General features: G+C 64.0%; 26 protein-coding genes and 1 tRNA gene. 13 read left to right on the forward strand and 14 right to left on the reverse strand.

Going from position 1 to position 24,230, the window contains the following annotated elements:
• The first annotated feature begins 80 nt into the window (after positions 1-80).
• A complete protein-coding gene (locus LDZ24_RS01110; protein ID WP_248321045.1) occupies positions 81-647 on the forward strand; it encodes an acyloxyacyl hydrolase in 567 nt (188 codons plus the stop codon).
• A 45-nt stretch (positions 648-692) separates the two neighbouring features.
• On the forward strand, positions 693-1,076 hold the full coding sequence (locus tag LDZ24_RS01115; protein ID WP_175939282.1) for a nuclear transport factor 2 family protein: 384 nt from the start codon (positions 693-695) through the stop codon (positions 1,074-1,076).
• A 19-nt stretch (positions 1,077-1,095) separates the two neighbouring features.
• On the opposite strand, the gene leuA is transcribed toward LDZ24_RS01115, so the two are convergent.
• The gene (gene leuA / locus LDZ24_RS01120; RefSeq protein ID WP_248321046.1) at positions 1,096-2,748 is read right to left on the reverse strand and encodes a 2-isopropylmalate synthase; all 1,653 of its coding nucleotides are present in this window, start codon (positions 2,746-2,748) and stop codon (positions 1,096-1,098) included.
• Positions 2,749-3,193: 445 nt separating this feature from the next.
• Positions 3,194-4,165, reverse strand: coding sequence for a DNA-binding protein YbiB (gene ybiB, locus LDZ24_RS01125; protein ID WP_175939288.1), 972 nt, complete (start codon positions 4,163-4,165; stop codon positions 3,194-3,196).
• A gap of 298 nt (positions 4,166-4,463) precedes the next feature.
• On the opposite strand from ybiB, the gene LDZ24_RS01130 reads away from it, so the two are divergent.
• From LDZ24_RS01130 to LDZ24_RS01140, 3 genes are read left to right on the forward strand one after another with little or no spacing between them, the layout of a single operon-like run.
• Positions 4,464-5,162 carry a fumarylacetoacetate hydrolase family protein gene (locus LDZ24_RS01130; RefSeq protein WP_248321047.1) on the forward strand — a complete coding sequence of 233 codons (699 nt, stop codon included), beginning with the start codon at positions 4,464-4,466 and terminating at the stop codon, positions 5,160-5,162.
• 15 nt (positions 5,163-5,177) lie between these two features.
• Positions 5,178-5,822, forward strand: a complete 645-nt coding sequence (gene maiA, locus LDZ24_RS01135) for a maleylacetoacetate isomerase (protein WP_175939292.1) — start codon at positions 5,178-5,180, stop codon at positions 5,820-5,822.
• The gene (locus tag LDZ24_RS01140) at positions 5,819-6,451 is read left to right on the forward strand and encodes a LysE/ArgO family amino acid transporter (RefSeq protein WP_248321049.1); all 633 of its coding nucleotides are present in this window, start codon (positions 5,819-5,821) and stop codon (positions 6,449-6,451) included. The genes maiA and LDZ24_RS01140 overlap by 4 nt, the downstream gene beginning before the upstream one ends.
• A 157-nt stretch (positions 6,452-6,608) precedes the next feature.
• On the opposite strand, the gene LDZ24_RS01145 is transcribed toward LDZ24_RS01140, so the two are convergent.
• Complete coding sequence (locus LDZ24_RS01145; RefSeq protein ID WP_248321050.1) at positions 6,609-7,418, reverse strand: TetR/AcrR family transcriptional regulator; 810 nt, start codon at positions 7,416-7,418, stop codon at positions 6,609-6,611.
• A gap of 487 nt (positions 7,419-7,905) precedes the next feature.
• Here LDZ24_RS01145 and LDZ24_RS01150 point away from each other — a divergent pair, with 487 nt between their 5' ends.
• From LDZ24_RS01150 to LDZ24_RS01165, 4 genes are read left to right on the forward strand one after another with little or no spacing between them, the layout of a single operon-like run.
• The gene (locus LDZ24_RS01150; protein WP_248321052.1) at positions 7,906-8,832 is read left to right on the forward strand and encodes an HlyD family secretion protein; all 927 of its coding nucleotides are present in this window, start codon (positions 7,906-7,908) and stop codon (positions 8,830-8,832) included.
• Positions 8,829-9,773, forward strand: a complete 945-nt coding sequence (locus LDZ24_RS01155; RefSeq protein WP_248321053.1) for an ABC transporter ATP-binding protein — start codon at positions 8,829-8,831, stop codon at positions 9,771-9,773. Before LDZ24_RS01150 ends, LDZ24_RS01155 begins: the two co-directional genes overlap by 4 nt.
• Complete coding sequence (locus tag LDZ24_RS01160) at positions 9,770-10,912, forward strand: ABC transporter permease (protein ID WP_248321057.1); 1,143 nt, start codon at positions 9,770-9,772, stop codon at positions 10,910-10,912. The genes LDZ24_RS01155 and LDZ24_RS01160 overlap by 4 nt, the downstream gene beginning before the upstream one ends.
• Before the next feature lie 12 nt (positions 10,913-10,924).
• A complete protein-coding gene (locus tag LDZ24_RS01165) occupies positions 10,925-12,358 on the forward strand; it encodes an efflux transporter outer membrane subunit (RefSeq protein ID WP_248321058.1) in 1,434 nt (477 codons plus the stop codon).
• 281 nt (positions 12,359-12,639) lie between these two features.
• Here the strand turns inward: LDZ24_RS01165 and ftsY are convergent, their stop codons facing one another.
• Positions 12,640-13,872: a signal recognition particle-docking protein FtsY gene (gene ftsY / locus LDZ24_RS01170; RefSeq protein WP_248321059.1), complete on the reverse strand. Its 1,233-nt coding sequence runs from the start codon at positions 13,870-13,872 to the stop codon at positions 12,640-12,642.
• Between the two features lie 207 nt (positions 13,873-14,079).
• On the opposite strand from ftsY, the gene rsmD reads away from it, so the two are divergent.
• The gene (gene rsmD / locus LDZ24_RS01175; RefSeq protein ID WP_248321061.1) at positions 14,080-14,715 is read left to right on the forward strand and encodes a 16S rRNA (guanine(966)-N(2))-methyltransferase RsmD; all 636 of its coding nucleotides are present in this window, start codon (positions 14,080-14,082) and stop codon (positions 14,713-14,715) included.
• A gap of 100 nt (positions 14,716-14,815) precedes the next feature.
• On the forward strand, positions 14,816-15,319 hold the full coding sequence (gene coaD / locus LDZ24_RS01180) for a pantetheine-phosphate adenylyltransferase (protein WP_248321062.1): 504 nt from the start codon (positions 14,816-14,818) through the stop codon (positions 15,317-15,319).
• A gap of 15 nt (positions 15,320-15,334) precedes the next feature.
• Here the strand turns inward: coaD and LDZ24_RS01185 are convergent, their stop codons facing one another.
• Positions 15,335-15,685 carry a winged helix-turn-helix domain-containing protein gene (locus LDZ24_RS01185; protein WP_175939301.1) on the reverse strand — a complete coding sequence of 117 codons (351 nt, stop codon included), beginning with the start codon at positions 15,683-15,685 and terminating at the stop codon, positions 15,335-15,337.
• Positions 15,686-15,777: 92 nt separating this feature from the next.
• On the opposite strand from LDZ24_RS01185, the gene LDZ24_RS01190 reads away from it, so the two are divergent.
• Positions 15,778-16,347, forward strand: a complete 570-nt coding sequence (locus tag LDZ24_RS01190) for a hypothetical protein (RefSeq protein ID WP_248321064.1) — start codon at positions 15,778-15,780, stop codon at positions 16,345-16,347.
• Between the two features lie 13 nt (positions 16,348-16,360).
• Here LDZ24_RS01190 and LDZ24_RS01195 read toward each other — a convergent pair whose 3' ends face one another.
• Entirely contained in the window at positions 16,361-16,507 is a 147-nt protein-coding gene (locus LDZ24_RS01195; RefSeq protein WP_248321066.1) for a hypothetical protein, read from the reverse strand.
• Positions 16,508-16,807: 300 nt separating this feature from the next.
• Between LDZ24_RS01195 and LDZ24_RS01200 the strand changes: the two genes are divergently transcribed.
• Complete coding sequence (locus LDZ24_RS01200) at positions 16,808-17,065, forward strand: YfhL family 4Fe-4S dicluster ferredoxin (RefSeq protein WP_159835144.1); 258 nt, start codon at positions 16,808-16,810, stop codon at positions 17,063-17,065.
• Between the two features lie 3 nt (positions 17,066-17,068).
• Here the strand turns inward: LDZ24_RS01200 and hisC are convergent, their stop codons facing one another.
• From hisC to LDZ24_RS01240, 8 genes are all read right to left on the reverse strand, one after another.
• Positions 17,069-18,139, reverse strand: a complete 1,071-nt coding sequence (gene hisC, locus LDZ24_RS01205) for a histidinol-phosphate transaminase (RefSeq protein WP_248321067.1) — start codon at positions 18,137-18,139, stop codon at positions 17,069-17,071.
• 20 nt (positions 18,140-18,159) lie between these two features.
• Positions 18,160-18,762 (reverse strand): aminoacyl-tRNA hydrolase, encoded by a 603-nt coding sequence (gene pth, locus LDZ24_RS01210; RefSeq protein ID WP_248321068.1) that lies wholly within the window; start codon positions 18,760-18,762, stop codon positions 18,160-18,162.
• Between the two features lie 139 nt (positions 18,763-18,901).
• The gene (locus LDZ24_RS01215) at positions 18,902-19,519 is read right to left on the reverse strand and encodes a 50S ribosomal protein L25/general stress protein Ctc (RefSeq protein WP_206467439.1); all 618 of its coding nucleotides are present in this window, start codon (positions 19,517-19,519) and stop codon (positions 18,902-18,904) included.
• Between the two features lie 148 nt (positions 19,520-19,667).
• Positions 19,668-20,621: a ribose-phosphate pyrophosphokinase gene (locus tag LDZ24_RS01220; RefSeq protein WP_175939311.1), complete on the reverse strand. Its 954-nt coding sequence runs from the start codon at positions 20,619-20,621 to the stop codon at positions 19,668-19,670.
• Positions 20,622-20,668: 47 nt separating this feature from the next.
• A tRNA-Gln gene (locus LDZ24_RS01225) sits at positions 20,669-20,745 on the reverse strand.
• 55 nt (positions 20,746-20,800) lie between these two features.
• Positions 20,801-21,682: a 4-(cytidine 5'-diphospho)-2-C-methyl-D-erythritol kinase gene (ispE, locus tag LDZ24_RS01230; RefSeq protein WP_248321069.1), complete on the reverse strand. Its 882-nt coding sequence runs from the start codon at positions 21,680-21,682 to the stop codon at positions 20,801-20,803.
• An 18-nt stretch (positions 21,683-21,700) separates the two neighbouring features.
• Positions 21,701-22,336 (reverse strand): lipoprotein insertase outer membrane protein LolB, encoded by a 636-nt coding sequence (gene lolB / locus LDZ24_RS01235; protein ID WP_248321070.1) that lies wholly within the window; start codon positions 22,334-22,336, stop codon positions 21,701-21,703.
• Complete coding sequence (locus LDZ24_RS01240) at positions 22,336-24,192, reverse strand: tetratricopeptide repeat protein (protein WP_248321072.1); 1,857 nt, start codon at positions 24,190-24,192, stop codon at positions 22,336-22,338. The genes lolB and LDZ24_RS01240 overlap by 1 nt, the downstream gene beginning before the upstream one ends.
• Between the last annotated feature and the right edge of the window lie 38 nt (positions 24,193-24,230).

Raw genomic sequence — 24,230 nt, forward strand, 5'->3', positions numbered from 1 at the left:
TGCAAATATGTCGCAGCCGAAATACAATGCGCCGACCACCGCTCGGCGGGACGCAAACACTACCCACACATGGGGCGCTCATGCAGAAAAACAAGGTTCTCTGGCGCAGTTTTTTGTCTCACGGCGCCATCGCGGTTTCGCTCGGTCTTGCTTCGGCGGCAGCGCATGCCGACCGGTTCGGGCTTCAGATAGCGGGCGGCGTCGCCAACCATGACTTCAAGAAGGCCGACGTGGGCATCGTGTGGGACCCGAACCTGACGTGGTGGGAAATCGGCGGGTTTCACTTCACGCTGCTCGGCGAGGGACACGTCGCGTACTGGCACACGAAAGAAAGCAACGCGGTCAATCCGAACGTCTGGGAATTCGGCGTCACACCGGTTCTGCGTTTCGTCAAAAGCTCGGGCTATATCCGGCCGTTCGTGGAAGCAGGCATCGGCGTCCGGCTGCTCTCGCACGCCCGGATCACGGAAGACTACACGCTCTCCAGCGGCTTTCAGTTCGCCGATATGGTCGGCGTGGGCGCGATCTTCGGCGAGAAGCAGAACTATCAGGCCGGTTTTCGCTTCCAGCATCTCTCGAACGCGAGTATCAAAGAGCCGAATCCTGGTATAAATTTCAGCCAGCTATATCTGCAATACAACTTCTGACGGGGCGCCGGCGCATCGGTTCCCCGGCGCAAGGGGAACCGACAGATGCCGGCAAAAACCTTTGAAGCCATCCGCGGCCTGGAGCGCGACCGCTTTCGGGCGATGGTCGAGGGCGACGGCGCCGCGCTCGAAGCGCTGCTGGCCGAGAACGTCAGCTATGTCCACACCAACGGCAAGCGCGAGACGAAGCGTCAGTTCATCGACGCGATCACCGCCGGGCGCCGCCGCTATCGGCAGATCGAGATCCAGACGCAGGACGTTTTCTCTGCCGGACCCGAGACCTGTCTCGTGTCCGGCCGCGCGTTGATCGAAATGGAATCGAAGAACGGCGCGCTGCTCTTTCCCATCGCCTACACGGCGGTTCACGTGCAAACCGGCGGTCAGTGGCAACTGCTCGCGCTTCAGGCGACGCGCGTGGCGCTCGAATAGCGCGTCGCCGTCCGCGCCGTCAGGCTTCCACGGCCTCGTCCTCGCGCACCTTCCGCGCGATCCCGTTTGACCGATTCACCGCGCTCACGACCGCATCGACGACCGCGAGCGCCGGATTCGCGTGCACCGCGACGCCGAAGCGCATCGGTTCATCCGCCACGCGGCAGCCCACGAACACCGCTGTCTCGCCGCTCGCCGTCACCGTCGATTCGAACCAGCTCACGCTCGCGCCGACGTCCAGCGTCGCGGCGACCGCCTGCGCATAGTGTTCCTCGCTCGCGGCGCCTGAAGCGGGTGGCATCGCGATGTGTCGGCCGAAGACGGAAACCGCCGCCGCATCCACGCGCGATACCGGCCCGCCAGCGTCGAAATACTCGCGCTTGAAGAGCGCGCAGATGGCGTCGCCGCTGATCTCCTCGCCCGATTCGTCCGCCACCGCCTGCACCGCATGACTGAACTCGATCTGCACGCGGCGCGGCGGCGTGAAGCCCAGACCGCGTTCGAGCAGATACGTCGCGCCGCCTTTGCCCGACTGGCTGTTCACGCGAATCACGGCGTCGTAGCTGCGGCCGAGATCGGCGGGATCGATCGGAAGATACGGCACTTCCCACGGCGTGCCGGGCACGCGCTGCGCGAAGCCTTTGCGGATTGCGTCCTGATGCGACCCGGAAAACGCGGTGAACACGAGATCGCCCGCGTACGGATGGCGCGGATGCACCGGAAGCTGATTGCAGCATTCGACGACCCGCCGCACCGCGTCGATGTCCGAGAAGTCGAGGCCGGGATCGATGCCCTGCGTGTACAGATTGAGCGCGAGCGTGACGAGATCGACGTTGCCCGTGCGCTCGCCGTTGCCGAAGAGACAGCCTTCGACGCGATCCGCGCCCGCGAGCAGCGCGAGTTCCGCCGCCGCGACCGCCGTGCCGCGATCATTGTGCGGATGCACCGAGAGCACGATGCTGTCGCGAAAGCCCATGTTGCGGTCCATCCATTCGACCTGATCGGCGAAGACGTTGGGCGTGGCGGATTCGACCGTCGCCGGCAGATTGACGATCATCTTGTGATCGGGCGTCGGACGCCAGACTTGGGCGACGGCATCGCACACTTCCCGCGCGAATGAGAGTTCCGTCATGCTGAACGTCTCGGGCGAGTACTGGTAGATCCAGTGCGTGTCCGGCCGCGCCGCCGCGCATTCCTTGATGATGCGCGTGCCCTCGACCGCCAGCGCCTTCACTTCGTCCTTCGACTGATTGAACACGATGCGCCGGAACGACGGCGCGATCGCGTTGTAGAGATGCACGATGACCTTGCTCGCGCCCTCGACGGCTTCGAACGTGCGCTCGATCAGTTCGCGGCGCGATTGCACGAGCACTTCGATGGTGACGTCGTCGGGAATGCGCTTTTCGTCGATCAGCTTGCGCACGAAGTCGAAATCGGTCTGCGACGCCGACGGGAATCCCACCTCGATCTCCTTGAAACCCGTCGCCACCAGCATCTCGAAGAATTCGAGCTTCGCTGCGATGCTCATCGGCTCGATCAGCGACTGGTTGCCGTCGCGCAGATCGGTGCTCATCCAGATGGGCGCTTTCTCGATCGTGCGATTCGGCCAGCGTCGGCCGTGCAGACGGACTTGCGGGAACGGGCGGTATTTCTCGGCGGGGTTCGGCATCATGATCGTCGATCTCTTTCAGGAGCGTAGCGCCTGCGGGAGCGGCCGACGCCGGCGGCTGGCCGGCTGCGGCGCAATGCACATGAAGCACGCGAAGCAGAAACGCGCGCGCGGTCCCATTGCGCACCGGCGACGGTGACGCCTGCGACCAACGTGAACGTGCGCGAAGCAGCGTGCATGTGACCCTCGCGTTTTCGATTCGCGGGATGCGCGAACGAAAAACTGACGACTACTAGGTGGTAAGGAAGGAACTGCGGGAACGGCTGGCGGGAACACGCGCCTGGCGACGCGCGCCGCTACGTCTGGCGACTTACGCTAGACGTAGCGATAGGGGCCGCGCTAGGCGGCCCGAAATAATTCGGAGGGAGAAGAATTGGGTGAAACGCATTGGCCTACTTTAAACCAGCGTTGAAGAAGGTGTCAAATGCGGATTTTCCGATTGCGGTGCCTATACCGGCCGGCGCACGACATCCGCGATCAGCTCCACCTGACGCGCGATGGCGGGCGGCACCGGCACGTCGCCCCGCATCACGTCTTCGATCCAGCGGGCGGTAGTGGCGGCATCGAGCGATTCGGGCAATTCGACGGCGGGCGCGTCCGCCTGCGAACGCTCGGGCGCGACGAGCGTCTCGGCGTGGCCGTCGTGGAACCAGTCGATCTGCACCTGGCGGCGCGTGTCCGCGACCGCTTCGCCTTCGGTGCCGCGCGCGAGCAGCGCGCCGCCTTGCGCGGCATCCGGATGCTCGGTGAAAAGCGCGGTGAGGCTGTCGCGATATTCGGGGTGCGTGTAGTTGACGAGCCGCAGGCCCGGCTCCGCGAACGGCTGCAGAATCTTGACGAGCGTGTGCGTCGAATTGCGCACGCCCATCACGCGCCGAAGGTCGAGCAGCCGCGCGAGCTTCGGCGCGAGCGCGGTCACCGGCGCGAACGCGAGGCGGCGCGAGGCGAGGCTGTCCTCGATCTCGTCGGGCGACGCGGCATGCGGGATTCCCACTTCGGCGAAGATCGCGGCGCTCGTCACGCGGCCCGGATCGTCCACGACGCCGTGCACCAGCACCGGCACGCCTTCGCGCGCGAGCAGGAGCGCGAGCAGCGGCGTCAGGTTCGGCTGCTTGCGCGCGCCGTTGTAGCTCGGAATCGACACGGGCCGCGCGTGCTCGCGGCCTTCCTGCACGTGCAGCGGCTCGAACGAACGATGCGCCGCCGCCAGCATCGCGGCGAGCTCGGCGGCCGTCTCGCCCTTCACGCGATACGCGAGCAGCACGGCGCCCAGTTCGACGTCGGAGACGCGGCCATCGAGCATGGCTTCGTAGAGCGAGTAGGTGTCGTCACGCGAAAGCGCCCGCGCGCCGTTCGGGCCGCGCCCGATTTCCTTGATATAGCGCGCGCAGGGGAAAGAAGGAGGTGGAGTGTCGGTCATCGGAAGCGTGCGCAAAACGGGCGTTCATTTACATGGTCCTGAGCGGCGCCGTCGCGAGTGGAAGATGCGGTATGACACTCAGTATCGCATTTAAGCGCCGCTTGCAAGTTCGGGGACCGGCATCCGGTGAGATGGCGCGGCGGCTCGCAGGATGACAGCAGGCCGTCCGAAAGCTCGCGCGCCCGCGCCGGACAAGGCTCGCCACGATTCGCGCCGGCACGTTACACTCGCTTTTTGCGACTCCGGCTGCGAGCGTGAGATGCGCCGGCTATCGAATAACATCAAACAGGAGAGCGGGATGACTTACGTGTTTCCCCCGGCGCCGGCGACCGCCGTTCCGGTCGCGGGTTCGAACGAGCAGTTTCCCGTGCGCCGCATCTACTGCGTCGGGCGCAACTACGAAGCGCACGCGCGCGAAATGGGCCACGATCCCGACCGCGAGCCGCCGTTCTTCTTCAGCAAGCCCGCCGACGCCGTGCTGTACGTCGCGCCGGGTTCGACCGGCGAGTTGCCGTACCCGTCGCAGACCCAGAACCTGCACTTCGAGATGGAACTCGTCGCGGCAATCGGCAAGCAGGGCAAGGACATTCCCGCCGACAAGGGCCTCGACTACGTGTACGGCTACGCGCTCGGGCTCGACATGACGCGTCGCGACCTTCAAGCCGAAGCGAAGAAGCTCGGCCGCCCGTGGGATACGGCGAAAGGCTTCGACCACTCCGCGCCGCTCGGCCCGATTCATCCGGTGTCGAAGGTCGGGCATCTGGAAAAGAGCGCGATCTGGCTCACGGTCAACGGTGAGGAAAAGCAGCGTTCGGACATCTCGCAGCTGATCTGGTCGGTCGGCGAGACGGTGGCGTATCTCTCGACGCTCTTCGAGCTTTTCCCCGGCGATCTCATCTTCACCGGCACGCCCGAAGGCGTCGGCGCGGTCGTGAAGGGCGATCTGCTGAAGGGCGGCGTGGACGGCATCGGCGACTTCTCCGTGCGCGTGGTCTGAGGCGGCGTGCTGACAATGAAGCTCTACAGCTATTTCCGAAGCTCGGCGGCGTATCGCGTGCGCATCGCGCTGAATCTGAAGGGTCTCGACTACGAGTACGAGGGTGTTCATCTGCTGCGCGATGGCGGCGTGCAACTGAAGCCCGAGTATCGCGCGCTGAATCCGGACGGCATCGTGCCGACGCTCGTCGTCGACGGCGACGTGCTCACGCAGTCGCTCGCCATCATCGAATATCTCGACGAGACGCATCCCGAGCCGCCGCTTTTGCCGCGTGGCGCGTCGGACCGCGCGTTCGTCCGGTCGGTGGCGTTGCAGGTTGCCTGCGAGATTCATCCGCTGGATAACCTGCGCGTGCTGAAGTACCTCAAGCATCAGGTGAAGGTGCCGGACGAGGCGAAGGACGCGTGGTACCGGCATTGGGTGGAAACGGGCTTCGAATCGCTCGAAAAGCGCCTCGCGGCCGATTCGCGCGTCGGCAAGCTGACGTTCGGCGACACGCCGACCATCGCCGATCTGTGCATCGTGCCGCAGGTGTTCAACGCGCGGCGCTTCGGCATCGACCTCGCGCCTTACCCGACCATCGAGCGCATAGCCGATTTCGCGAACCAGATTGACGGCTTCATGCGCGCCGCCCCCGCGCAGCAGCCGGACGCCGAATGACGGCGGCGGTATCTGCGGGAGCCCTGTCGAGTTACTTGTCGGGTGCGGGACTGGGAGCGAGCCTGATCGTGGCGATCGGCGCGCAGAATGCGTTCGTGCTGCGGCAGGGGCTCAAGCGCCGGCACGTGGGCATCGTCGTGTCGATCTGCGCGTTCATCGACGTCATGCTGATCGCGCTCGGCGTCGGCGGCATGGGCGCGCTGATCGCGCGGGCGCCGTTTCTGCTCGACGTGATTCGCTGGGCGGGCGCGGTCTTTCTCTTCCTCTATGGCTTGCGCGCGTTCGTGGCGGCGTGGCGCGGCCCTGGACATCTGGACGCGTCGGACGGCGATTCGCAGACGGCGGTCGCGGCGGCGTCCACCGTGGTCGCGCTCTCGCTCCTGAATCCGCACGTTTATCTCGATACGGTCGTGCTGCTCGGCGGCATCGGCGCGCGGCATGCGTGGCCGGGCAACGCGTGGTTCGCGGCCGGCGCGATGTGTTCGTCCATCATCTGGTTCACGGCGCTCGGCTACGGGGCGCGTCTTCTGGAGCCGTGGTTTCAGAAGGACGTGTCGTGGCGCGTGCTCGATGTGATCGTCGGCTGCGTCATGTGGTGGATTGCTGCGGCGCTGGTGTTTTCGCGGTGAGGCGTTGCGTCTCGGAGGCAGCCGTCGTTTGGCAACTTCGAGGCGCTGCTTGCCGGTCTGTCGTCGTCATCGCTGAGACGCAGGCGTACGGACCGGATATTTCCGAGCAGGGTCTGCGACTCCAGATCAGACTGCAGAGCGCCCGCAATGAGCGAACCTATTTTGTCTCGGGAACCGCCATTTTGCCCCGTCGACCGGAATGGCCGTGCGCGGACGCGCGTGTTGGCGATGATGGACAAAGACCGGCAAGCACTGTCGTTGCGTGCTGTCGAGCCAGCGTGCTCAAGTCCACCGGCTCAAAACCTAGCGGCGCGAGCACCTGGCGTGACAGGATCGCCGCGAACATCGGCCCCACCAGCGAAAAGACGTGGGCCCGCGAATCGCCCTCGCGCACCTCGCCTTTTTTCTGCGAGCGCTCGACGAGCGCTTGCAGAGCTTCGAACATCGGTGCCACCACCTCTTCCACCCAGATCCGTCCAAGGTCGGGGAAGCGTTCGCTTTCCTTCAGGATCAGCGCGGCGATTCGCGGGCTGAGACTGCTGCCAATAGACGTCGCTACCCGCGAAAGGAACAGCGGCACGAATTCGACGAATGCGCCGTCGAACTGCCGGATGGTGTCACTCAGCTGCCGGACGTTGGTTGCGGTCACCTGCTGCACGACCGCGCGAAACAAGTGTTCCTTGGTCTCGAAGTACAGGTAGACGGTTCCCTTCGCGACACCCGCGCGCCGCGCGACGTCATCGAGCCTCGTCGCCTCATAGCCGGCTTCGAGAAAGCACATAAGCGCCACATCGATAATTTCGCCCGGCCGCGCATCCTTGCGACGGCGGCGCTTGGCGGGTTCGGCTGGATTGGCAACGACTGCCGATCCAGCTTCTGTTTCGGGGCTTGCGAGTCGTTTCATTCTTCCTTCTGCGATTCGATGGGCGTCGAGCGAGCGCGATTCGGGCTGGACGTCGATGTCCATGCTCCGGCCACGCCGTCATCATAGCCGCGCCGGTTGGCCCGGTTGTTCTCTGTCTCCAGCAGGCGTGTCGCATCCCCGCCCGCGCCGGGCTAATTCAGGGTGTGTTTCCTTAGCGCGCCGGTCGATGCGACACCGCCAACTTCGCTGACTTAGGTTCCTCGAAGCGCCACTTGCAGTTTACTGACTTTGAAGTCATTATCCGACCATGACGACGTCAGCCTCGTCAGAATGAGTGGCCGGTGAGCAGTCGGGGTCGATACCGGATAACTGTGCCCGCCCCACTGTGCAAGTGAACGCCAGAACGCGCGAGGAAGAATTGAGACCCAACCATGCACCGCCGGCAGCCGGAACGCTAGCCAGTCCCATCCTCGCGCAGCCACTCCGGCACGAGAGCGACGCTGGCGTGCGCCGCCATCGCTGCACGCGCAACGCGGCCAAACCAGTCGAGGCCCGGCCCCTGACGCGTACCGCGTTCATCGCACGATGCATGCTCGCTCTTACCGGGCTCGCCGGCTGTTCGCGCGAGGATGCGCCCTCATATCAGGGCTATGTCGAAGGGGAATTCGTCTATCTCAGTTCGTCGCAGGCGGGAACGCTGACGCAACTGTCGGTCACACGGGGACAGACGGTGGAATCGGGCGTATCCATGTTCGCGCTGGAATCGGGCAACGAAACCGCCGCTTTGAATCAGGCTAGGCAGCAACTCGCATCGGCGCGTGCCCAGTTGCGCGACATCCAGACCGGCAAGCGCCCGGTAGAAATCGACGTGACGAAGGCGCAACTCGCGCAAGCCGCCGCCAACGCGCGCAAGGCCGCGGTGCAACTCACGCGTGATGAATCTCAGTTCCGTGCGGGCGGCATTTCGAAAGCGCAACTTGACGATTCGCGCGCGAACGCCGAAGCGAGCGCCGCTCAGGTCCGTGAGTTGTCCTATCAGATCGACGTTGCCCGGCTACCCGGACGCCAGCAGCAGATCACCGCACAGTCGGCGCAAGTCGAGGCCGCGCAGGCCGCCGTTGCTCAGGCGCAGTGGAAGCTCGATCAGAAGCGGGTAGCGGCGCCTGCCCAAGGCCGTGTGTACGACACGCTGTTTCGCGTCGGGGAGTGGGTGCCGGCGGGCAGCCCGGTCGTGCAGATGCTGCCGCCGCGGAACGTCAAGGTGCGCTTCTTCGTGCCGGAAACGGTTGTCGGCGCCCTGCAGCCGGGCCGCGCGCTGACGATCCATTGCGACGGCTGCGCGGCCGACGTAGCGGCGAAGATCACCTACGTCTCGAACGAGGCCGAATTCACTCCGCCGGTCATCTATAGCAACGAGCGCCGCTCGAAACTCGTCTATATGGTCGAAGCGCATCCCGCCGTCGGCGATGCCGACAGGCTTCGGCCCGGACAGCCCGTCGCGGTGACGCTGCGATGAACCAACCGGGCCAGCAGTACGCAATCGACGTCCATGGACTCAACAAGCATTTCGGCGACAAGCATGTGGTCAACGATGTCTCGTTGCAGGTCGCCCACGGCGAGATTTTCGGATTCCTCGGGCCGAACGGAAGCGGCAAGACCACGTCGATCCGGCTGATGTGCGGATTGTTGACGCCGGACTCTGGCAGCGGCACGTGCCTCGGCTACGACATCCTGACGCAAAGCGCCCTGATCAAGCGCAACGTCGGCTATATGACGCAGCGCTTCTCGTTCTGGGAAGACATGACCATCCGCGAGAACCTCGACTTCGTCGCGCGCGTGTATCGCATGAAAAACCGCCGCGAGAAAGTCGACGCGACCTTGAATGCGCTCGGCCTGGAAAGCCGCTCTGACCAGCTGACCGGCGCGCTGTCGGGTGGCTGGAAACAGCGCCTCGCGCTCGCCGCCTGCATGCTGCATGAGCCGCGTCTGCTGTTGCTCGACGAACCGACAGCCGGCGTCGACCCAACCGCACGGCGCGATTTCTGGGAGGAACTGCATCGTCTTGCCGCGCGTGGAATCTCGGTGCTCGTCAGCACGCACTACATGGACGAGGCGGAACGCTGCCACAAGCTCGCCTATATCGCGTACGGAAAGCTGCTTGCGCATGGGACGTCGAAGGAGGTGATCGACTCGCAAAACCTCGCGACGTGGTCGATCTCCGGCGAGCATCTCACGGAGTTATCCGAACAGTTGCGCCAGACGGAGGGCGTCGATCAGACCGTCGTATTCGGCTCGGCACTGCATGCGAGCGGTCACGATCATGCCGCACTGGAAGCCGCTATCCGGCGGGCGACCGACGGCAAGCCGGTACGCATCGAGCAAATCGGTACGGGCCTCGAGGACGTCTTCATCTACATGATGAACCGCTCTGCCGACAACTATGGAATCAGACCGTGAACCTCGATGCCTTCTTTTCGCCCACGCGCTGGTGGAGCATTGTGCTGAAAGAGCTGTTGCAATTGCGACGGGACCGCATCACGTTCGCGATGATCGTCGGCTTGCCGGTCGTCCAACTGGCGCTTTTCGGCTTTGCGATCAACACCGACCCGAAACACCTGCCGACTGCGGTGATTCTCTCCGACCAGAGCCCGTTTTCGCGCAGCTTCGTCGCGGCAATGGAGAACTCGGACTACTTCCGGATCGTCGACACGCTACATACCGAGGACGAGGGACGCCGCGCGCTCGCTGAGGGGCGCGTGCAGTTCGTGCTGACAGTTCCCGCCGATTTCTCAAGGAAATTGCTGCGCGGCGAGCGGCCCGCCTTGCTGGTCGAAGCGGATGCGACCGACCCGACGGCGACGGGCACGGCGCTAGGCGCGTTGCCGAGCCTGGTTCAACCGGTCGTGGACAAGGACCTCACCGGGCCGCTCGCGCACCTGAACGGAACACCCGCTGCTTTCAGCGTGCAGGTGCAGCGTCTCTACAATCCGGAAGGGATCACGCAATACAACGTCGTGCCAGGGCTGATGGGCGTCATCCTGACCATGACGATGGTGATGATGACGGGCCTCGCCATCACGCGCGAACGCGAGCGGGGGACGATGGAAAACCTTCTCGCGACGCCCGTGCTGCCGCTCGAGGTGATGACCGGCAAGATCGTGCCCTATGTGGCGATCGGGCTGGTGCAGGTCTCCATCATCCTCGCCGCGTGTCGTTACGTTTTCGACGTGCCCTTCGAAGGCAGTCTGCTGGCGATCTATCTGACGTCGCTCCTGTTCATCGCCGCAAACCTGACCGTGGGCATCACGCTGTCGTCGCTCGCGCAGAACCAGTTGCAGGCCGTGCAGCTCACATTCTTCTACTTTCTGCCGAGTCTGTTGTTATCCGGCTTCATGTTTCCCTTCGCCGGCATGCCACGCTGGGCGCAATGGATCGGCGACGTACTGCCGCTCACGTACTTCAACCGGCTCGTGCGCGGCATCCTGCTCAAGGGCAACGGATGGCTCGAACTGTGGCCGTCGGTCTGGCCTCTGATGGTGTTCACGGTGGTCGTGCTGGGCATCGCGTTGCGCTTTTACCGGCGCACGCTCGATTAGGAGGATCCGTTAATGAAGATCTTCGCAGGCGCCACCGTCCTTGCCGCGGCTTTCGCGGTTTGCGGCTGCGCGGCAGGCCCCGACTTCCAGTCGCCGGCCGCGCCCACCGCACAGTCCTATACGCGCGACGCGCAGCCCGTGACCGCCGACGCAGAGGGAGCGACGCAGACCTTCACTCACGCCGACACCGCGTTGCCTATGTGGTGGACGCAGTTCGGCTCGGGCGCGCTGAACCGTCTCGTCGACACCGCGTTGCATAACAGCCCGACGCTGGCGCAAGCGCAAGCCAGGTTGACGGAGGCGCGCGAGAACTATGTGGCGGAAGCCGGCGCCACGAGGTATCCCGAGATCGACGCCGGTTTGTCCTCCACGCGCCAGAAAGTCGACCTGAATTCGTTTGGTATCACGTCCGTACCGAGTCCAGGTCCTTTCACCGTCTACAACGCGTCGCTCAGCGTGTCTTATGCGCTCGATATTTTCGGTGGCAACCGGCGCACGCTGGAAGGACTGATGGCGCAGGTCGATTACCAAGCCTACGAGCTCGAAGCGGCCAAGCTCTCGCTCGCCGGCAACGTCGTTGCGTATGCGATCCGCCGGGCGTCGCTACAGGAGGAGATGGACTTGACCAAGGGCCTCGCTGACACCCAGGCGCGCCAGTTGTCGATCATCGAGCGACGATTCGCGGCCGGCGGCGTGTCGCTGCTCGACGTTAGTCGTCAGCGCACGCTGCTCGCACAAACGCGCGCGACACTGCCGCCACTGTCGACGCAACTTGCCCAAGCCGATCATCAACTGGCGATATTGCTCGGTACTGCGCCTTCCGATGCCGATTTTCACGACATCACGCTTGCCTCGTTACAGCTGCCGTCAGTTGTTCCGGTTACGCTCCCTTCAACGCTCGCGCAAGAGCGCCCCGACATTCGCGCATCCGAAGCGCTGCTGCACCAGGCAAGCGCGAATGTCGGCGTGGCAACGGCCAACATGTATCCGCAGTTTGCGATTTTGGCGGGGATCGGCTCGCAGCGCACGCGGATAGCGGACGTCTTGAATGGAATGAACATCTGGAATATCGGCCTCACTCTGACGCAGCCGCTCTTTCATGGCGGCGAGCTGCGCGCGAGGAAGCGCGCCGCACAGGCGGAATATGACGCGGCATTGGCCAGCTATCAGCAAACCGTGCTTCAGGCGCTGCAGCAAGTCGCCGATGCACTGCAGGCGCTCAACCACGACGCACAAACGTTGCGCCAACGCAGCGATGCGCAACGCGAAGCCGAGGCAAGTCTTGCCATCGCGCAGGCGCAGTATGCGGCAGGCGGCGTCAGTCAATTCAGCGTGCTCGATACGCAACGCTCGGCGCTGCAGACCACATTGGATCGAAGCCGTGCTCATGCCGACCGGTTGTCGGACACGGCGGCGCTGTTTCAGTCGCTCGGACGGGCGTGGTGAACTTGCGCTAATGGCGCAGAGGTCGCGTTTCTGGCCTTTCTATACCCGAAGCAGACACATAGGCGCGATCGTCGATGTAACAGTCGCTCGCGCGAGAAAACTAGCGTGGCCCGGCGTTCACGCCACGGTGCGCTGGCATCGTCGCCTTGCTATGGCGGCTTCGCCTGATACAACACCACGCTCGCGCTGCCGGACACAAGGTGCGTCTTGGAAGTCGGCTTGAGCCTCTGCTCGCGCACGACGAAAAAAAGGGCGTCTCGCGGACGCCCTTCCTTTGCAGATCACCCCAGCAACGCGTCGGCGAACTCTTCCGCCTTGAACGGCTGCAAGTCCTCGACTTTCTCGCCGACGCCGATGAAGTACACCGGAATCGGCCGCTGCCGCGCGATGGCGGCGAGGATTCCGCCCTTCGCCGTGCCGTCCAGCTTCGTCACGATGAGGCCGGTCAGACCGAGCGCATCGTCGAACGCCTTCACTTGCGCGAGCGCGTTTTGCCCCGTGTTCGCGTCGATGACGAGCAACACTTCATGAGGCGCGTCCGGCATGGCCTTCGCGATCACGCGGCGCACCTTGCGCAACTCTTCCATCAGATGCAGTTGCGTCGGCAGACGGCCAGCGGTGTCGGCCATCATCACGTCGATCTTACGGGCGCGCGCCGCGCCCACTGCGTCGAAAATCACGGCCGCCGCGTCGCCGCTTTCCTGCGCGATCACCGTCACGTTGTTGCGCTCGCCCCAGACGGTGAGCTGTTCGCGGGCGGCGGCGCGGAAGGTGTCGCCGGCGGCGAGCAGCACCGACTGGTTGAAGCCCTGCAAGTGCTTCGCCAGCTTGCCGATGCTCGTCGTCTTGCCGACGCCGTTCACGCCCGCGATCATCATCACGAGCGGCTGCGCGCGGCCGAGCATCAGCGATTTTTCGAGCGGACGCAGCAAATCGACGAGCAGCGCGCGCAACGCCGCCTTCACCTGCGTGGCCTCGGTCAAGCGCTCCGCGCGCACTTTCTCGCGCAGCGATTCGAGCAGGAACTCGGTGGCATCGACGCCGGCGTCGGACATCAGCAGCGCGGTTTCAAGCTCCTCGTACAGGTCCTCGTCGATCTTCGCGCCGACGAAGATGCCCGTCAGGCTCGAACTTGTCTTCGACAGGCCGTTCCTCAGGCGCGACAGCCACGACTTCTTCGCGGCAGCGTCGGGCTCGGGCGGCGGCAGCACTTCTTCGCTCGCCTCGTCGGTTTCCGGCGCGCGCAGCCATTGCGACTGCGTGCGGCCTTGCCAGTACGGCTTCGGCTCGTCGTTTGCGGCAGCTTGTGCGGGCTGAGCGGGCGGTTCAGGCTCGGCTTCGGCAGGCGGGGCTTCGGAAGGGATGGCGGCGTCGACGGCGGGCTCGCGGTCCAGTTCCGCCTCGATCACGGGAGCGGACGCTTCTTCGTCCTCTGCGGCGTCGGGCGTGTTCTCGGCGGATGGGTCGAGCGGCGCGTCAGCCGGCTTTTTGAATCGTTTGAAAAAGCTGAACATGATCTCGGACGATGATGCGCGCGTCAATCGACGGCCCGGCGCGCTCGTGGAAGAACGCCGCGCAATGGCCCGCGCAAGAAGAGGTAAGCCGCGTATTTTATCAGGCGCCGTCTATCGCGCTTGTGCGCCAGCCGCCTGTGGTAACGTTGGCTTTCACCATGCGCGCCGTGCATTCGGCGCTCGCGCCCGATTCCAACGCTTCCCTCTATGTCCCGTTCTTCCGCCTCACGCTCGTCCGCTTCTGCCGCCTCTCACCGCGCGCCTTCGCGCGGCGGCAAGCCGCACACCATCCGCATCATCGGCGGCAACTGGAAGCGCACGCCGCTGCCCGTGCTCGACCTCGAAGGTCTGCGGCCGACGCCCGACCGCGTGCGCGAGACGCTCTTCAACTGGCTCGGTCAGGATCTCGACGGCCAGCGATGTCTCGATCTCTTTGCCGGCAGCGGGGCGCTCGGATTCGAGGCGGCGTCTCGCGGCGCGTCGCGCGTGCTGATGGTCGAGCGCAACGCGCGCGCCGCCGCGCAGCTTCGCGCGAATCTGGACCGGCTCGCCGCCCGCAACATCGAAGTGGCCGAAGCCGATGCGCTGCGGCTCGCCGCCGGCCTCGCGCCCGGTTCGTTCGACGTGATCTTCCTCGATCCCCCTTTCGGCGATCAAGCGTTGCTCACGCGCGCGCTCGAACTCGCCGCGCCGCTCGCCGCGCCCGATGGCGCCATCTACGTCGAATGCGGCGAGCCGCTGGACCCCGCCGCCATCGACGCGCTGTCTGGATGGACCGTGGCCCGCGAGGGCAAGGCGGGCGCGGTTCGGTATCATTTGCTGCGCCGCCAAAATGAGGAATAATGCGCCTGCCGAATCCGGGCGCCGAGGCGTACCGGACCAGGCATCGCGGGAATGACGGTCGCCGGAGCGCGGCCCAAGGTCAATAAAAGAGGAGAAGCTCATGGTTGTCGCCGTGTACCCGGGAACATTCGACCCGCTGACGCGCGGGCATGAAGACATCGTGCGGCGCGCATCGAGCATTTTCGATACGCTGGTCGTGGGCGTGGCCGACAGCCGCGCGAAGAAGCCGTTTTTCACGCTGCAGGAGCGGCTCGATATCGCGCATGACGTGCTCGGGCATTATCCGAACGTTCAAGTGAGCAGCTTCACCGGGCTACTGAAGGACTTCGTGCGCAAGAACAATGCGCGCGTGATCGTGCGCGGTCTGCGCGCCGTCTCGGACTTCGAATACGAATTCCAGATGGCCGGCATGAACCGCTATCTGCTGCCCGACGTCGAAACCATGTTCATGACGCCGTCGGACCAGTATCAATTCATCTCGGGCACCATCGTGCGCGAAATCGCGCAACTCGGCGGCGACGTCAGCAAGTTCGTGTTTCCTTCCGTCGAGAAGCGGCTGATCGACAAGGTCGCGGCTCCTCAAAACGATCCCGCCGCGCCGTAAGCATGGGCCCGACGCTTAGTCGGGCGCGCCGTGCTTGTCTGCCGCTTTGGAGAAGGCCTCGGCGAGCTTGTCGAAATGACGTAGCGCGCCGGGCGTCAATTCGATCTGCTTGCGGCGCGCGTCTTCGGTATCGGTGAGGACAATCCAGCCCTTCTCGCGCATCGACGTGATGCGCGCGTGCAGCGTCGCGGGCGATCCGAACTGGCTTTGCGCCATCATGTCCCGCACGGAAAGACGCGCTTTCTGCTGGCTCATGCGCGCGACGAATTCGAGAATGCGCTCCTCGAGCGGATCGAGCGCGGGCAGTCCGCGCAGCGCTTCGGCGAGCTGAAGGAATCGGAGATAGATGTCGGCGGGGCGCGTCATGCCTGTGCTTCATCCAGTGTGACGGCTCGATCCGCATCAACCGTGTGAGCTAAGATGAGCCGATAACAACGGGTGGCGGCCATTCTACTCCCATGTCCAATCTGCGCTTGCACGTCGTCTCCGTGATCGGCACAGCGGCCGTGTTCGTGCTGTCTTTGTGGCTCAACGAACGCGTCTTCGCGCACACCGAGTTCGTCCGGGGCGTGAACTGGATCTATCTGCCGTCGGGCGTGAGGCTGCTTAGTACGCTGCTTTTGGGCGGCGACGGCGCGCTCGGCTTGCTGATCGCGAGCTGGCTCGTCGACTTCTTCTACTTCTTCCCGCACGACCCCGTGCGCGCGTTTGCCGGGGGCATTATCGCGACGGTTGCGCCGTATGCGGTGTATCGGCTGGCGCGCGAGTGGTACGGGCTGAAGGCGTCGTTGGGAAACCTCACCGCGAACCGCCTGTTGATGCTCGCGCTGGCCTATTCCATCGCGAATCCGCTGTTGCATCACATCTGGTTTGCGCTGCGCGGGGACACGCAAAATATCGTCGAGCGATTCTTCGTGATGGTCGCAGGCGATCTGGCCGGTGCGTTGATCGTGCTGTACCTGGCGAAAGCGCTGCTGGCCGTCGTGTTCAGACACGGGCTGCCTCGCGGAGAACGGCTCGAAGACTAGCGGCGACGCGCCGCTATGCGCGGTGATGCATGAACGCGTTCGGATAGAGCAGCGAAAGCGTGATGATGACGACGCAAAACGTCCAGAACACGACGTAAAGCGTGCTGCCCAGGGCGGTAAGCGTGCGCTTGCGATTCGACAACGTGATCACGGTGAACAATGCCACTCCGGGCCGGCGGCACGTGGCGCAGACCAAAAGCAGCGACAAGCATCCAACGAGACCGAGAAGCGCAAGCATAAGTCGCTCTTACAGTGATGAATATCGGTAAAACGAAGCCGGAAATCGATATGAAATCTATAACGATCCGGCCGCGCGACGGGCACTTAGAGTTCACTGCTGGTTTACGGCAGGAGCCCGCCGAACCTGAGGGTCCGCGCGCTGTTCACGGCCGCGCGCACCGGCGAGCAACGCGCCGGCACGTTATAATCGCTTGTTTTTTAACGCAAAGCTGGCTGCGACATGTCTCTGATCATCACCGACGAGTGCATCAACTGCGACGTCTGCGAGCCCGAGTGCCCCAACGACGCCATTTCGATGGGTACGGACATCTACGTGATCGATCCGAACAAGTGCACGGAATGCGTCGGCCACTTCGATGAACCGCAGTGCCAGCAAGTTTGCCCCGTCGAGTGCATTCCGCGCGATCCGGCGCACGTCGAAACGCCGGAGCAACTGCTGACGAAATACCACGCGTTGATGGCGGCGAAGGGCCGATAACACTCAGCCGTCGATCAGTTCTTCGAGCGCCGCCGTCAACGCATCGCATTCGGCGTCCGTGCCGATGGAAATGCGCAAATGCTGGTCGATGCGCGGCAGCTTGAAGTGCCGCACGAAGATCTCGCGTTGCCGGAGCGCGGCGGCCAGGGCGGCGGCATCGTGAGCAGGATGCTTCGCGAACACGAAGTTCGCCGCCGAAGGCACCACGTCGAATCCCAGGCTCTGCAAGCGCGCGTTCAGCCTTTCGCGGCTCTCCACCACTTTCCTGCAGCTTTCCTCGAACCATGCGCGGTCTTCGTACGACGCGAGCGCCGCCGCTTGCGCGAGCCGATCGAGCGGATACGAGTTGAAGCTGTCCTTCACGCGCGTCAGCCCCTCGATCAGCGCCGCATCGCCGAACGCAAAGCCCACGCGCATGCCCGCGAGCGACCGCGCCTTCGATGTCGTCTGCACGACGAGAAGATTCGGGTATGCGTCGATCAGGCTCACGGCGGATTGCGCGCCGAAATCGACATACGCTTCGTCGATGATCACCGGCACGTCCGGATTCGCCTTCAACAACGCTTCGATGTCCGCGAGCGGCAGCGCGCGGCCGGTCGGCGCGTTCGGATTCGGCAGCAGCACGCCGCCGTTCGGCGCGCGGTAAGCGTCGATATCGACGGCGAAAGCGGCATCGAGCGGAATCGTCTGGTACGCCACGCCGTAAAGCTGCGCGTAGACCGGGTAGAAGCTGTACGTGATATCGGGAAAGCGGATCGGCAGGTCGCGCTTGAGCAGCGCCTGGAATGCATGCGCGAGCACCTCATCGGAACCGTTGCCCGCGAAAACCTGCTCCACGCGCACGCCGTGGTGCGCGGCCACCGCCTCGCGCAGCGCGCGGGCCGTCGGATCGGGATACTTGCGCAGCGACGAGCCGTCTTCGCCGAGTTCGCGGCGAATCGCCTCGACCACGCGCGGCGACGGCGGATACGGATTTTCGTTCGTGTTCAGCTTGATCGGATGCGTCAGCGCGGGCTGCTCGCCCGGCACATACGGCGTCAGACGATGAACGATATCGCTCCAGAAACGGCTCACGTTGGGCTCCAGATTCGTGGTCAGGAATTGCGGTGCAGGTTCATCATCGCGCGTTCGGTTTCGCCCGCGACGACGAAGGGCATGACGGCGAGCGCGCGCTCGATGGACTGATCGATGACGTCCTGTTCCTCGCGTCGCGGCGGCTTTAGCACGAAATTCGCGACGTCCGGCTTGGCGCCCGCTCGCGCGCCTTCGGGAATCAGATCGCGCGGATGCCCGATGCCGATGCGCAAGCGCCAATACTGCTGCGACGACAAGTGCGCCGAAATGTCCTTCAGCCCGTTGTGGCCGCCGCTGCCGCCGCCGAGCTTCATCTTGACGGTGCCGGGCGGAAGGTCGAGTTCGTCGTGCGCCACGAGAATCTCGTCGGGCAGGATTTTGAAGAACTGCGCGACCGCGACCACCGACTGGCCGGAGCGGTTCATGAACGTCTGCGGTTCCAGCAGGTGAATCTCATGGCCGTGCAGACGGCCCTTGCCATAGTGCCCGTGAAAGCGCCGTTCGTCGCGCAGCGTCGCGCCGGCATCGCGCGCCAGTTGATCGACGAACCAGAAGCCCGCGTTATGGCGCGTCGCCGTGTATTCGGCGCCCGGATTACCGAGGCCAACGATCAGCTTGATCATGTCGAATCGTCGCGAGCCGCAGCCCGCGTGTTGTCATGCGAAAAAAAACCCGCCGGGGCTTGCACACCGGCGGGTCACGTCGACCGTTCCGTGAACGGATCGAGAGGATACTACAGCGCCGTCAGGCACCTTGCGAAGCTTAGGCAGCCGGCGTTTCGCCTTCCGCTGCGTCGCCTGCCGCATCCGACTGCTTCGCAGCCGGCACGGTCGCCGATGCCACCACCGGGTTTTCCGCCTCGACGTGGGCGGTCAGCGCGACGCCCTTCGGCAGCGTGATGTCCTTCGCGTGCATCGTCTGGCCGGCTTCGATCTTCGCCAGATCGATTTCGAGGAATTCCGGCAGGTCGCCCGGCAGGCATTCCACTTCCAGTTCGGTGACGACGTGCGAGATCACGGCGCCCGCCAGCTTCACGGCCGGATTCGTTTCCTGATTCATGAAGTGCAGCGGCACCTTCGTGTGCAGCTTCTTCGTCGAATCGACGCGCTGGAAATCCACGTGCAGCACGAGTTGCTTGAACGGGTGATATTGCACGTCGCGCAGCAGCACTTGCTGCGAGTTGCCACCGACTTCCAGGTCGAGAATCGACGAATGGAACACTTCCTTCTTCAGGGCGTGCCACAGGGCGTTGTGGTCGAGCTCGACCAGTTGAACGTCCGCGTTACCGCCATACACGATACCCGGGGTCTTGCCCGAGTTACGCAGGCGGCGGCTCGCACCCGTACCTTGCTTGCTACGCTCGAAAGCGACGACTTTCATTTTGTGACTCCTATAACTGCCCGCGACCAGGCAGGGAAACCGGGATCATCGAAATGGACGATCCCATAACAAACGGCGCGAACCTTCGTACGTTCGCGCCGATCATGCAAGAACGCGAAGCCTGAGCCTCGCGTGTATTGCCAATGCTTTAGCCTTCGGCGAAGAGCGACATCACCGAGTCGCCGCGCCGGATGCGCGAGAACGTCTCCGCGAGCAGGCCTGCGCTCGTCAGCGGACGAATCTTCGGGCATGCCAGCGATTCCGCCGACAGCGGAATGGTGTCCGTGACGACGAGTTCGTCCAGTTGCGACGCCGTGATGCGCTCCGCGGCGCCACCCGACAGCACCGGATGCGTGGCGTAGGCGAAGACCTGCTTCGCGCCGCGATCCTTCAACACTTGCGCGGCCTTGCACAGCGTGCCGGCGGTGTCGACCATGTCGTCCATGATGACGCACGTGCGGCCTTCGACTTCACCGATGATGTTCATCACCTCGGCGACGTTAGCCTTCGGACGGCGCTTGTCGATGATCGCGAGATCCGTGTTCATCTGCTTGGCGAGCGCGCGGGCGCGCACCACGCCGCCGACGTCCGGCGACACGATCAGCAGATGATCGTGATTCTGCTTGCGCAGATCGCCGAGCAGGACGGGCGTTGCGTAGATGTTGTCGACGGGGATGTCGAAGAAGCCTTGAATCTGGTCGGCGTGAAGGTCCATGGTGATCACGCGATCGACGCCGGCAATTTCCAGCATGTTCGCGACGACCTTCGCCGAGATAGCCACGCGCGCGGAACGCGGACGGCGGTCCTGGCGCGCATAGCCGAAGTAGGGGATGGCTGCGGTGATCCGGCCTGCGGATGCGCGCTTGAGCGCATCGACCATGATCATGAGTTCCATCAGGTTATCGTTCGTCGGTGCGCACGTGGACTGAAGAACGAAGACGTCTTTGCCTCGCACGTTTTCCTGGATCTCGACCATGATTTCGCCGTCGGAGAAACGGCTGACCATTGCTTTGCCGAGAGGGATTCCTAGGATCTTGACGACTTCCTGAGCAAGCGCGGGATTCGCGTTGCCAGTAAAAACCATCAGGCCGTCACTGCTCATCGTGCACCTGTCTGCGGCTGGAGGCGTGAGGAAAACGCGAGAAAGAATGGCAGGGGAGGAAGGACTCGAACCCTCGCATGCCGGAATCAAAATCCGGTGCCTTGACCAACTTGGCGACTCCCCTACACTTAACCTTGAATCTTGCCGGGAAGTGTAGGACATACCCGACAAAACTAAATCTATGACGCGAAAGCGAAGAGAGGATGAGAATCCAGACTGCTTGTCACCACACTGCTCCAGCTTGCCGGCAGCTTGGCTTGCGCCAACTCCGCTTCGGCCTGGCTGGGGAAAGCGGCGAACACGCTTGCTCCAGATCCGGTCATTCGCGCTGGTGCGAGATTGGAAAACCACTCGAGCACCTTTGCAACTTCCGCGTACTTTTCTGCAACTACAGCCTGCATGTCGTTCCGACCGAAGCTGTCTGGCCAGTTAGTGTCTGACCTTTGCTGTGCAAGAAAGTCCATGATTGTGGCGACTTTCGTATTCCGTGTCAAGCTTTTTTCGGAGAAAATCGCCGCAGTCGGAACGTGCACATCGGGCGTGACTACCAGGAAGAAGCGTTTCGGCAGTTTCACCGCCTGCAGCGCCTCGCCCACACCCTCTGCAAATGCATTCTGCCCGAAGACAAAAAACGGCACGTCCGCGCCGAGTTGCAGGGCGAGATTCTGCAGAGTTTCACGCGAAAGGTCAACTCCCCATAGACGATTCAACGCCAAAAGAGTCGTCGCTGCGTCGGAACTTCCTCCGCCGAGACCCGCGCCCATCGGCAGACGCTTGTCGATCTCGATCTCGACGCCATAGCCGCTGCCCGTGTGCTTCTGGAGCAATCGGGCGGCCCGCACGACGAGGTCGTCGTCCTCGGCCACGCCGGGCACGTCGGTCTTGCGCGTCACGACGCCATCGTCGCGGCGCTTGAAGTGCAGGACATCGCCCCAGTCGAGCAGCTGGAAGACGGTTTGAAGCTCGTGATAGCCATCCGGACGGCGGCCCGTGATGTGCAGGAACAGGTTCAGCTTCGCGGGCGCGAGGCAATCGCGCATCGAATCGTTAGAAGAAGACATGCGGCAGGCGATAAAGCGTTACTGGTCGATGACGAGCTTGATGTCGAGCGGCGGCTCGCTGCGCGTGAGGTTGACGCGCTTGACGCCGGTGGCGGGCGGCTCGGCATAGGCGAGGTAGTCGATCGTCCAGCCGTCCTGCCTGATTTCCTTGGGACGGCCGTTGTTCGATTCGGGGTCGAGCGTCGTCTCCGCGCGCGATGTCGGCGCCGCCGACGGTTGCAGCCAGTAGCGCAAGCCTTCGACGGGCAGCGCGAAGCCGAGCGCGTTGCGCATCAGATCGGAGACGTTGTCCGCGTTGAGGGGCTGGCGGTTCGGCAATTCGAGCGTCGCGAGCGAAGGCGACGACGTGACGATCGCCATGGTCTGCCCGAGCGGATTGCGCAACTGAAGCGTGACCGTATCGCCCGTTTCCTGCCAGTCGAAGTTGCCGTAGGCGTTACGCGCGACGCCGTTCTGATCGTCGTATTGCACGGCGAAGCGCCCGTGGTACATGCGGCTCGTCTGCGTCGCGAGCGATGTCGAGCCTTCCGACGTGGTCGGCAGGCGCGGTTGCAGCGCACAGCCGGACAGTACTAGCGCGGCAGCCGCCGCGAATCCGAGCGCGCAGCGCCGCGCCCCGGGACGCTTCGCGCCGGCGAAGAAGTCGAATGCCATTAGAGATCGTTCACCTGAAGTCGTTTCAGCGTTTTGACGAGCGTATCGTTGCCCGGTTCGAGCTTCTGAGCCTGCCGCCACGTGGCGCGCGCCTGGTCCTGCTGGCCGGACTTCCACTGCACTTCGCCGAGATGCGCGCCGATTTCGGCATTCGGCTGAAGGTCATAAGCATTCTTGAGGATCTTCTCAGCTTCGGCTGCGTTTCCTTGACGGAAGCGCGCCCAGCCGAGACTGTCCATGATGAACGCGTCGTTCGGCGCGAGCGACACCGCCTTTTCGATCAGATGCACCGCTTCGTCGAGCCGCTGATTCCGATCGACGAGCGAATACCCGAGCGCGTTATACGCCTGCGGGTTGTTCGGCTGCGTGCGCATGAGCGTGCGCAGTTGCGTTTCCATCACGTCGTAGTGGCCGTTCTTTTCGGCGGCCATCGCGTAGTCGTACACGAGGTCGGGATCGTCCGGAAACGCGGCGACCGCCTTCGCGAGATTCTCCTCGGCTTCCTTGTAGCGATGCGCTTCGAAGAGAATCGCCGAATCGGTGCGCGCGAGAAGGGCGAGATCGCGCGGATCGGAGCTTTGCAGACTATTGATGAGCGCGCGCGCATCGTCCACCTTGCCCTGCTTCGCAAGCAATTGCGCACGCGTGATCTGCGCCGGCAGGTATTGCTGGCTCGTGCGCGGAATCTTGTCGAGCCATTGCGCGGCGGCGGTTTCGTCCTTCTGCTCGAGCGCGAGCTGCGCGAGATAGATATACGCCTGACCGGGGTCCGCGCCCGGCGTGCTTTCGGCAGCCTTCGCGTACTGGTTCAGATAGTCCTTCGCCTTGTCGAACTGCTTCTTCTGAATGTCGATGAGCGCGAGCGCCATCAACGGCGTCAGGTCCTTCGAATCGTTCTTGCGCATGATCTCGAACTGCTTCTGCGCGTCGTCGAGCCGGTCGGACGACAGATACAGTTGCGCGAGCGCGAGCCGCGCATCATGCGACTTCGGGTTCTTCTCCAGATACTTCTCGAACGAAGCGATGCCTTCCGCGCGCTCCTGCGGCCCCATGCGCGCGAGCGTCAACGCGGCGGGCAAATAGTCGGGCCGCAATTGCAGCGCCTTTTCGAGCGATGCCTTCGCGCCCGGCTGATCGTCCGCGAGCAACTGCTGACGCGCGATCGCGAGTTGCGCTTCCGGGCGATCGCGGTCGTTCGCGGTGAGATCCTTCAGCACGTTGAGGCCGCCCACGCGATTCGGGCCGCGCGCCAGCAGCGCTTGCAGCGAGAGAAGCGCCTCGCCGCGCTGCTCGGGCGACACCTTCGCGAGTTCGCGCTCGAGCGTGGGCTTCGCGTCGTCGGGCTTGCCGGAGACGATCAGAAGCGATGCGCTCAACTGCGCCGCGCGCTCGGAATGCGGCGCGAACTGCTGCCAGAGTTGCGCGGACGTGAGCGCATCGTTCGGGCTTTGCGCGGCAATGGCGATCTCGGTCGCGCGCTGAGCGAAGCGCGGATCGTGCGTGTCGCGGGCGAGCGAGAGATAAGTCTGGAAAGCGGGCGCGGGCTGTCCGCGCTGCAACGCGACTTCGGCGGCCAGCACCTGAAACACGATCTGGCTCGACACCGCCACGTTCGGCAGGTCTTGCTGCTCCGCGCCGCTGACCGGCGCGGTGAGCGCGTCGGCGGCCGTTTGGGCAGCGGAATCGTCGTCGCCAGGAACGGGCGTCGCGTTGGGCGACTGCGCATGCGCGGGCGCAAACGCGAGTGCGGCGAGTGCCAGCGCCACCGCGCCGGCGGCGCGCGACATTGGCATCGCGAACGATTGCGTCAAGCCGGCCTGACGCTTCGCAAACAGCTTCATGACGAACGAGTTCATGGAAATCCAGACGATGTTTCGGTCGATTGTAACGCGGT

It is taken from the genome of Caballeronia sp. Sq4a (assembly GCF_023170545.1).
Lineage (GTDB): Bacteria > Pseudomonadota > Gammaproteobacteria > Burkholderiales > Burkholderiaceae > Caballeronia.

Coding starts and splice junctions, on each gene's coding strand:
- LDZ24_RS01190 (WP_248321064.1), top strand. CDS start 15,778: ATGTCCAATCTGCGCTTGCACGTCGTCTCCGTGATCGGCACAGCGGCC.
- LDZ24_RS01200 (WP_159835144.1), top strand. CDS start 16,808: ATGTCTCTGATCATCACCGACGAGTGCATCAACTGCGACGTCTGCGAG.
- LDZ24_RS01220 (WP_175939311.1), bottom strand. CDS start 20,621: ATGAGCAGTGACGGCCTGATGGTTTTTACTGGCAACGCGAATCCCGCG.
- LDZ24_RS01150 (WP_248321052.1), top strand. CDS start 7,906: ATGCTCGCTCTTACCGGGCTCGCCGGCTGTTCGCGCGAGGATGCGCCC.
- LDZ24_RS01115 (WP_175939282.1), top strand. CDS start 693: ATGCCGGCAAAAACCTTTGAAGCCATCCGCGGCCTGGAGCGCGACCGC.
- LDZ24_RS01145 (WP_248321050.1), bottom strand. CDS start 7,418: ATGGACATCGACGTCCAGCCCGAATCGCGCTCGCTCGACGCCCATCGA.
- ybiB (WP_175939288.1), bottom strand. CDS start 4,165: ATGACCGACACTCCACCTCCTTCTTTCCCCTGCGCGCGCTATATCAAG.
- LDZ24_RS01155 (WP_248321053.1), top strand. CDS start 8,829: ATGAACCAACCGGGCCAGCAGTACGCAATCGACGTCCATGGACTCAAC.
- LDZ24_RS01165 (WP_248321058.1), top strand. CDS start 10,925: ATGAAGATCTTCGCAGGCGCCACCGTCCTTGCCGCGGCTTTCGCGGTT.
- rsmD (WP_248321061.1), top strand. CDS start 14,080: ATGTCCCGTTCTTCCGCCTCACGCTCGTCCGCTTCTGCCGCCTCTCAC.
- LDZ24_RS01215 (WP_206467439.1), bottom strand. CDS start 19,519: ATGAAAGTCGTCGCTTTCGAGCGTAGCAAGCAAGGTACGGGTGCGAGC.
- LDZ24_RS01240 (WP_248321072.1), bottom strand. CDS start 24,192: ATGAACTCGTTCGTCATGAAGCTGTTTGCGAAGCGTCAGGCCGGCTTG.
- ftsY (WP_248321059.1), bottom strand. CDS start 13,872: ATGTTCAGCTTTTTCAAACGATTCAAAAAGCCGGCTGACGCGCCGCTC.
- leuA (WP_248321046.1), bottom strand. CDS start 2,748: ATGATGCCGAACCCCGCCGAGAAATACCGCCCGTTCCCGCAAGTCCGT.
- coaD (WP_248321062.1), top strand. CDS start 14,816: ATGGTTGTCGCCGTGTACCCGGGAACATTCGACCCGCTGACGCGCGGG.
- LDZ24_RS01110 (WP_248321045.1), top strand. CDS start 81: ATGCAGAAAAACAAGGTTCTCTGGCGCAGTTTTTTGTCTCACGGCGCC.
- LDZ24_RS01130 (WP_248321047.1), top strand. CDS start 4,464: ATGACTTACGTGTTTCCCCCGGCGCCGGCGACCGCCGTTCCGGTCGCG.
- ispE (WP_248321069.1), bottom strand. CDS start 21,682: ATGTCTTCTTCTAACGATTCGATGCGCGATTGCCTCGCGCCCGCGAAG.
- LDZ24_RS01185 (WP_175939301.1), bottom strand. CDS start 15,685: ATGACGCGCCCCGCCGACATCTATCTCCGATTCCTTCAGCTCGCCGAA.
- LDZ24_RS01140 (WP_248321049.1), top strand. CDS start 5,819: ATGACGGCGGCGGTATCTGCGGGAGCCCTGTCGAGTTACTTGTCGGGT.
- maiA (WP_175939292.1), top strand. CDS start 5,178: ATGAAGCTCTACAGCTATTTCCGAAGCTCGGCGGCGTATCGCGTGCGC.
- pth (WP_248321068.1), bottom strand. CDS start 18,762: ATGATCAAGCTGATCGTTGGCCTCGGTAATCCGGGCGCCGAATACACG.
- lolB (WP_248321070.1), bottom strand. CDS start 22,336: ATGGCATTCGACTTCTTCGCCGGCGCGAAGCGTCCCGGGGCGCGGCGC.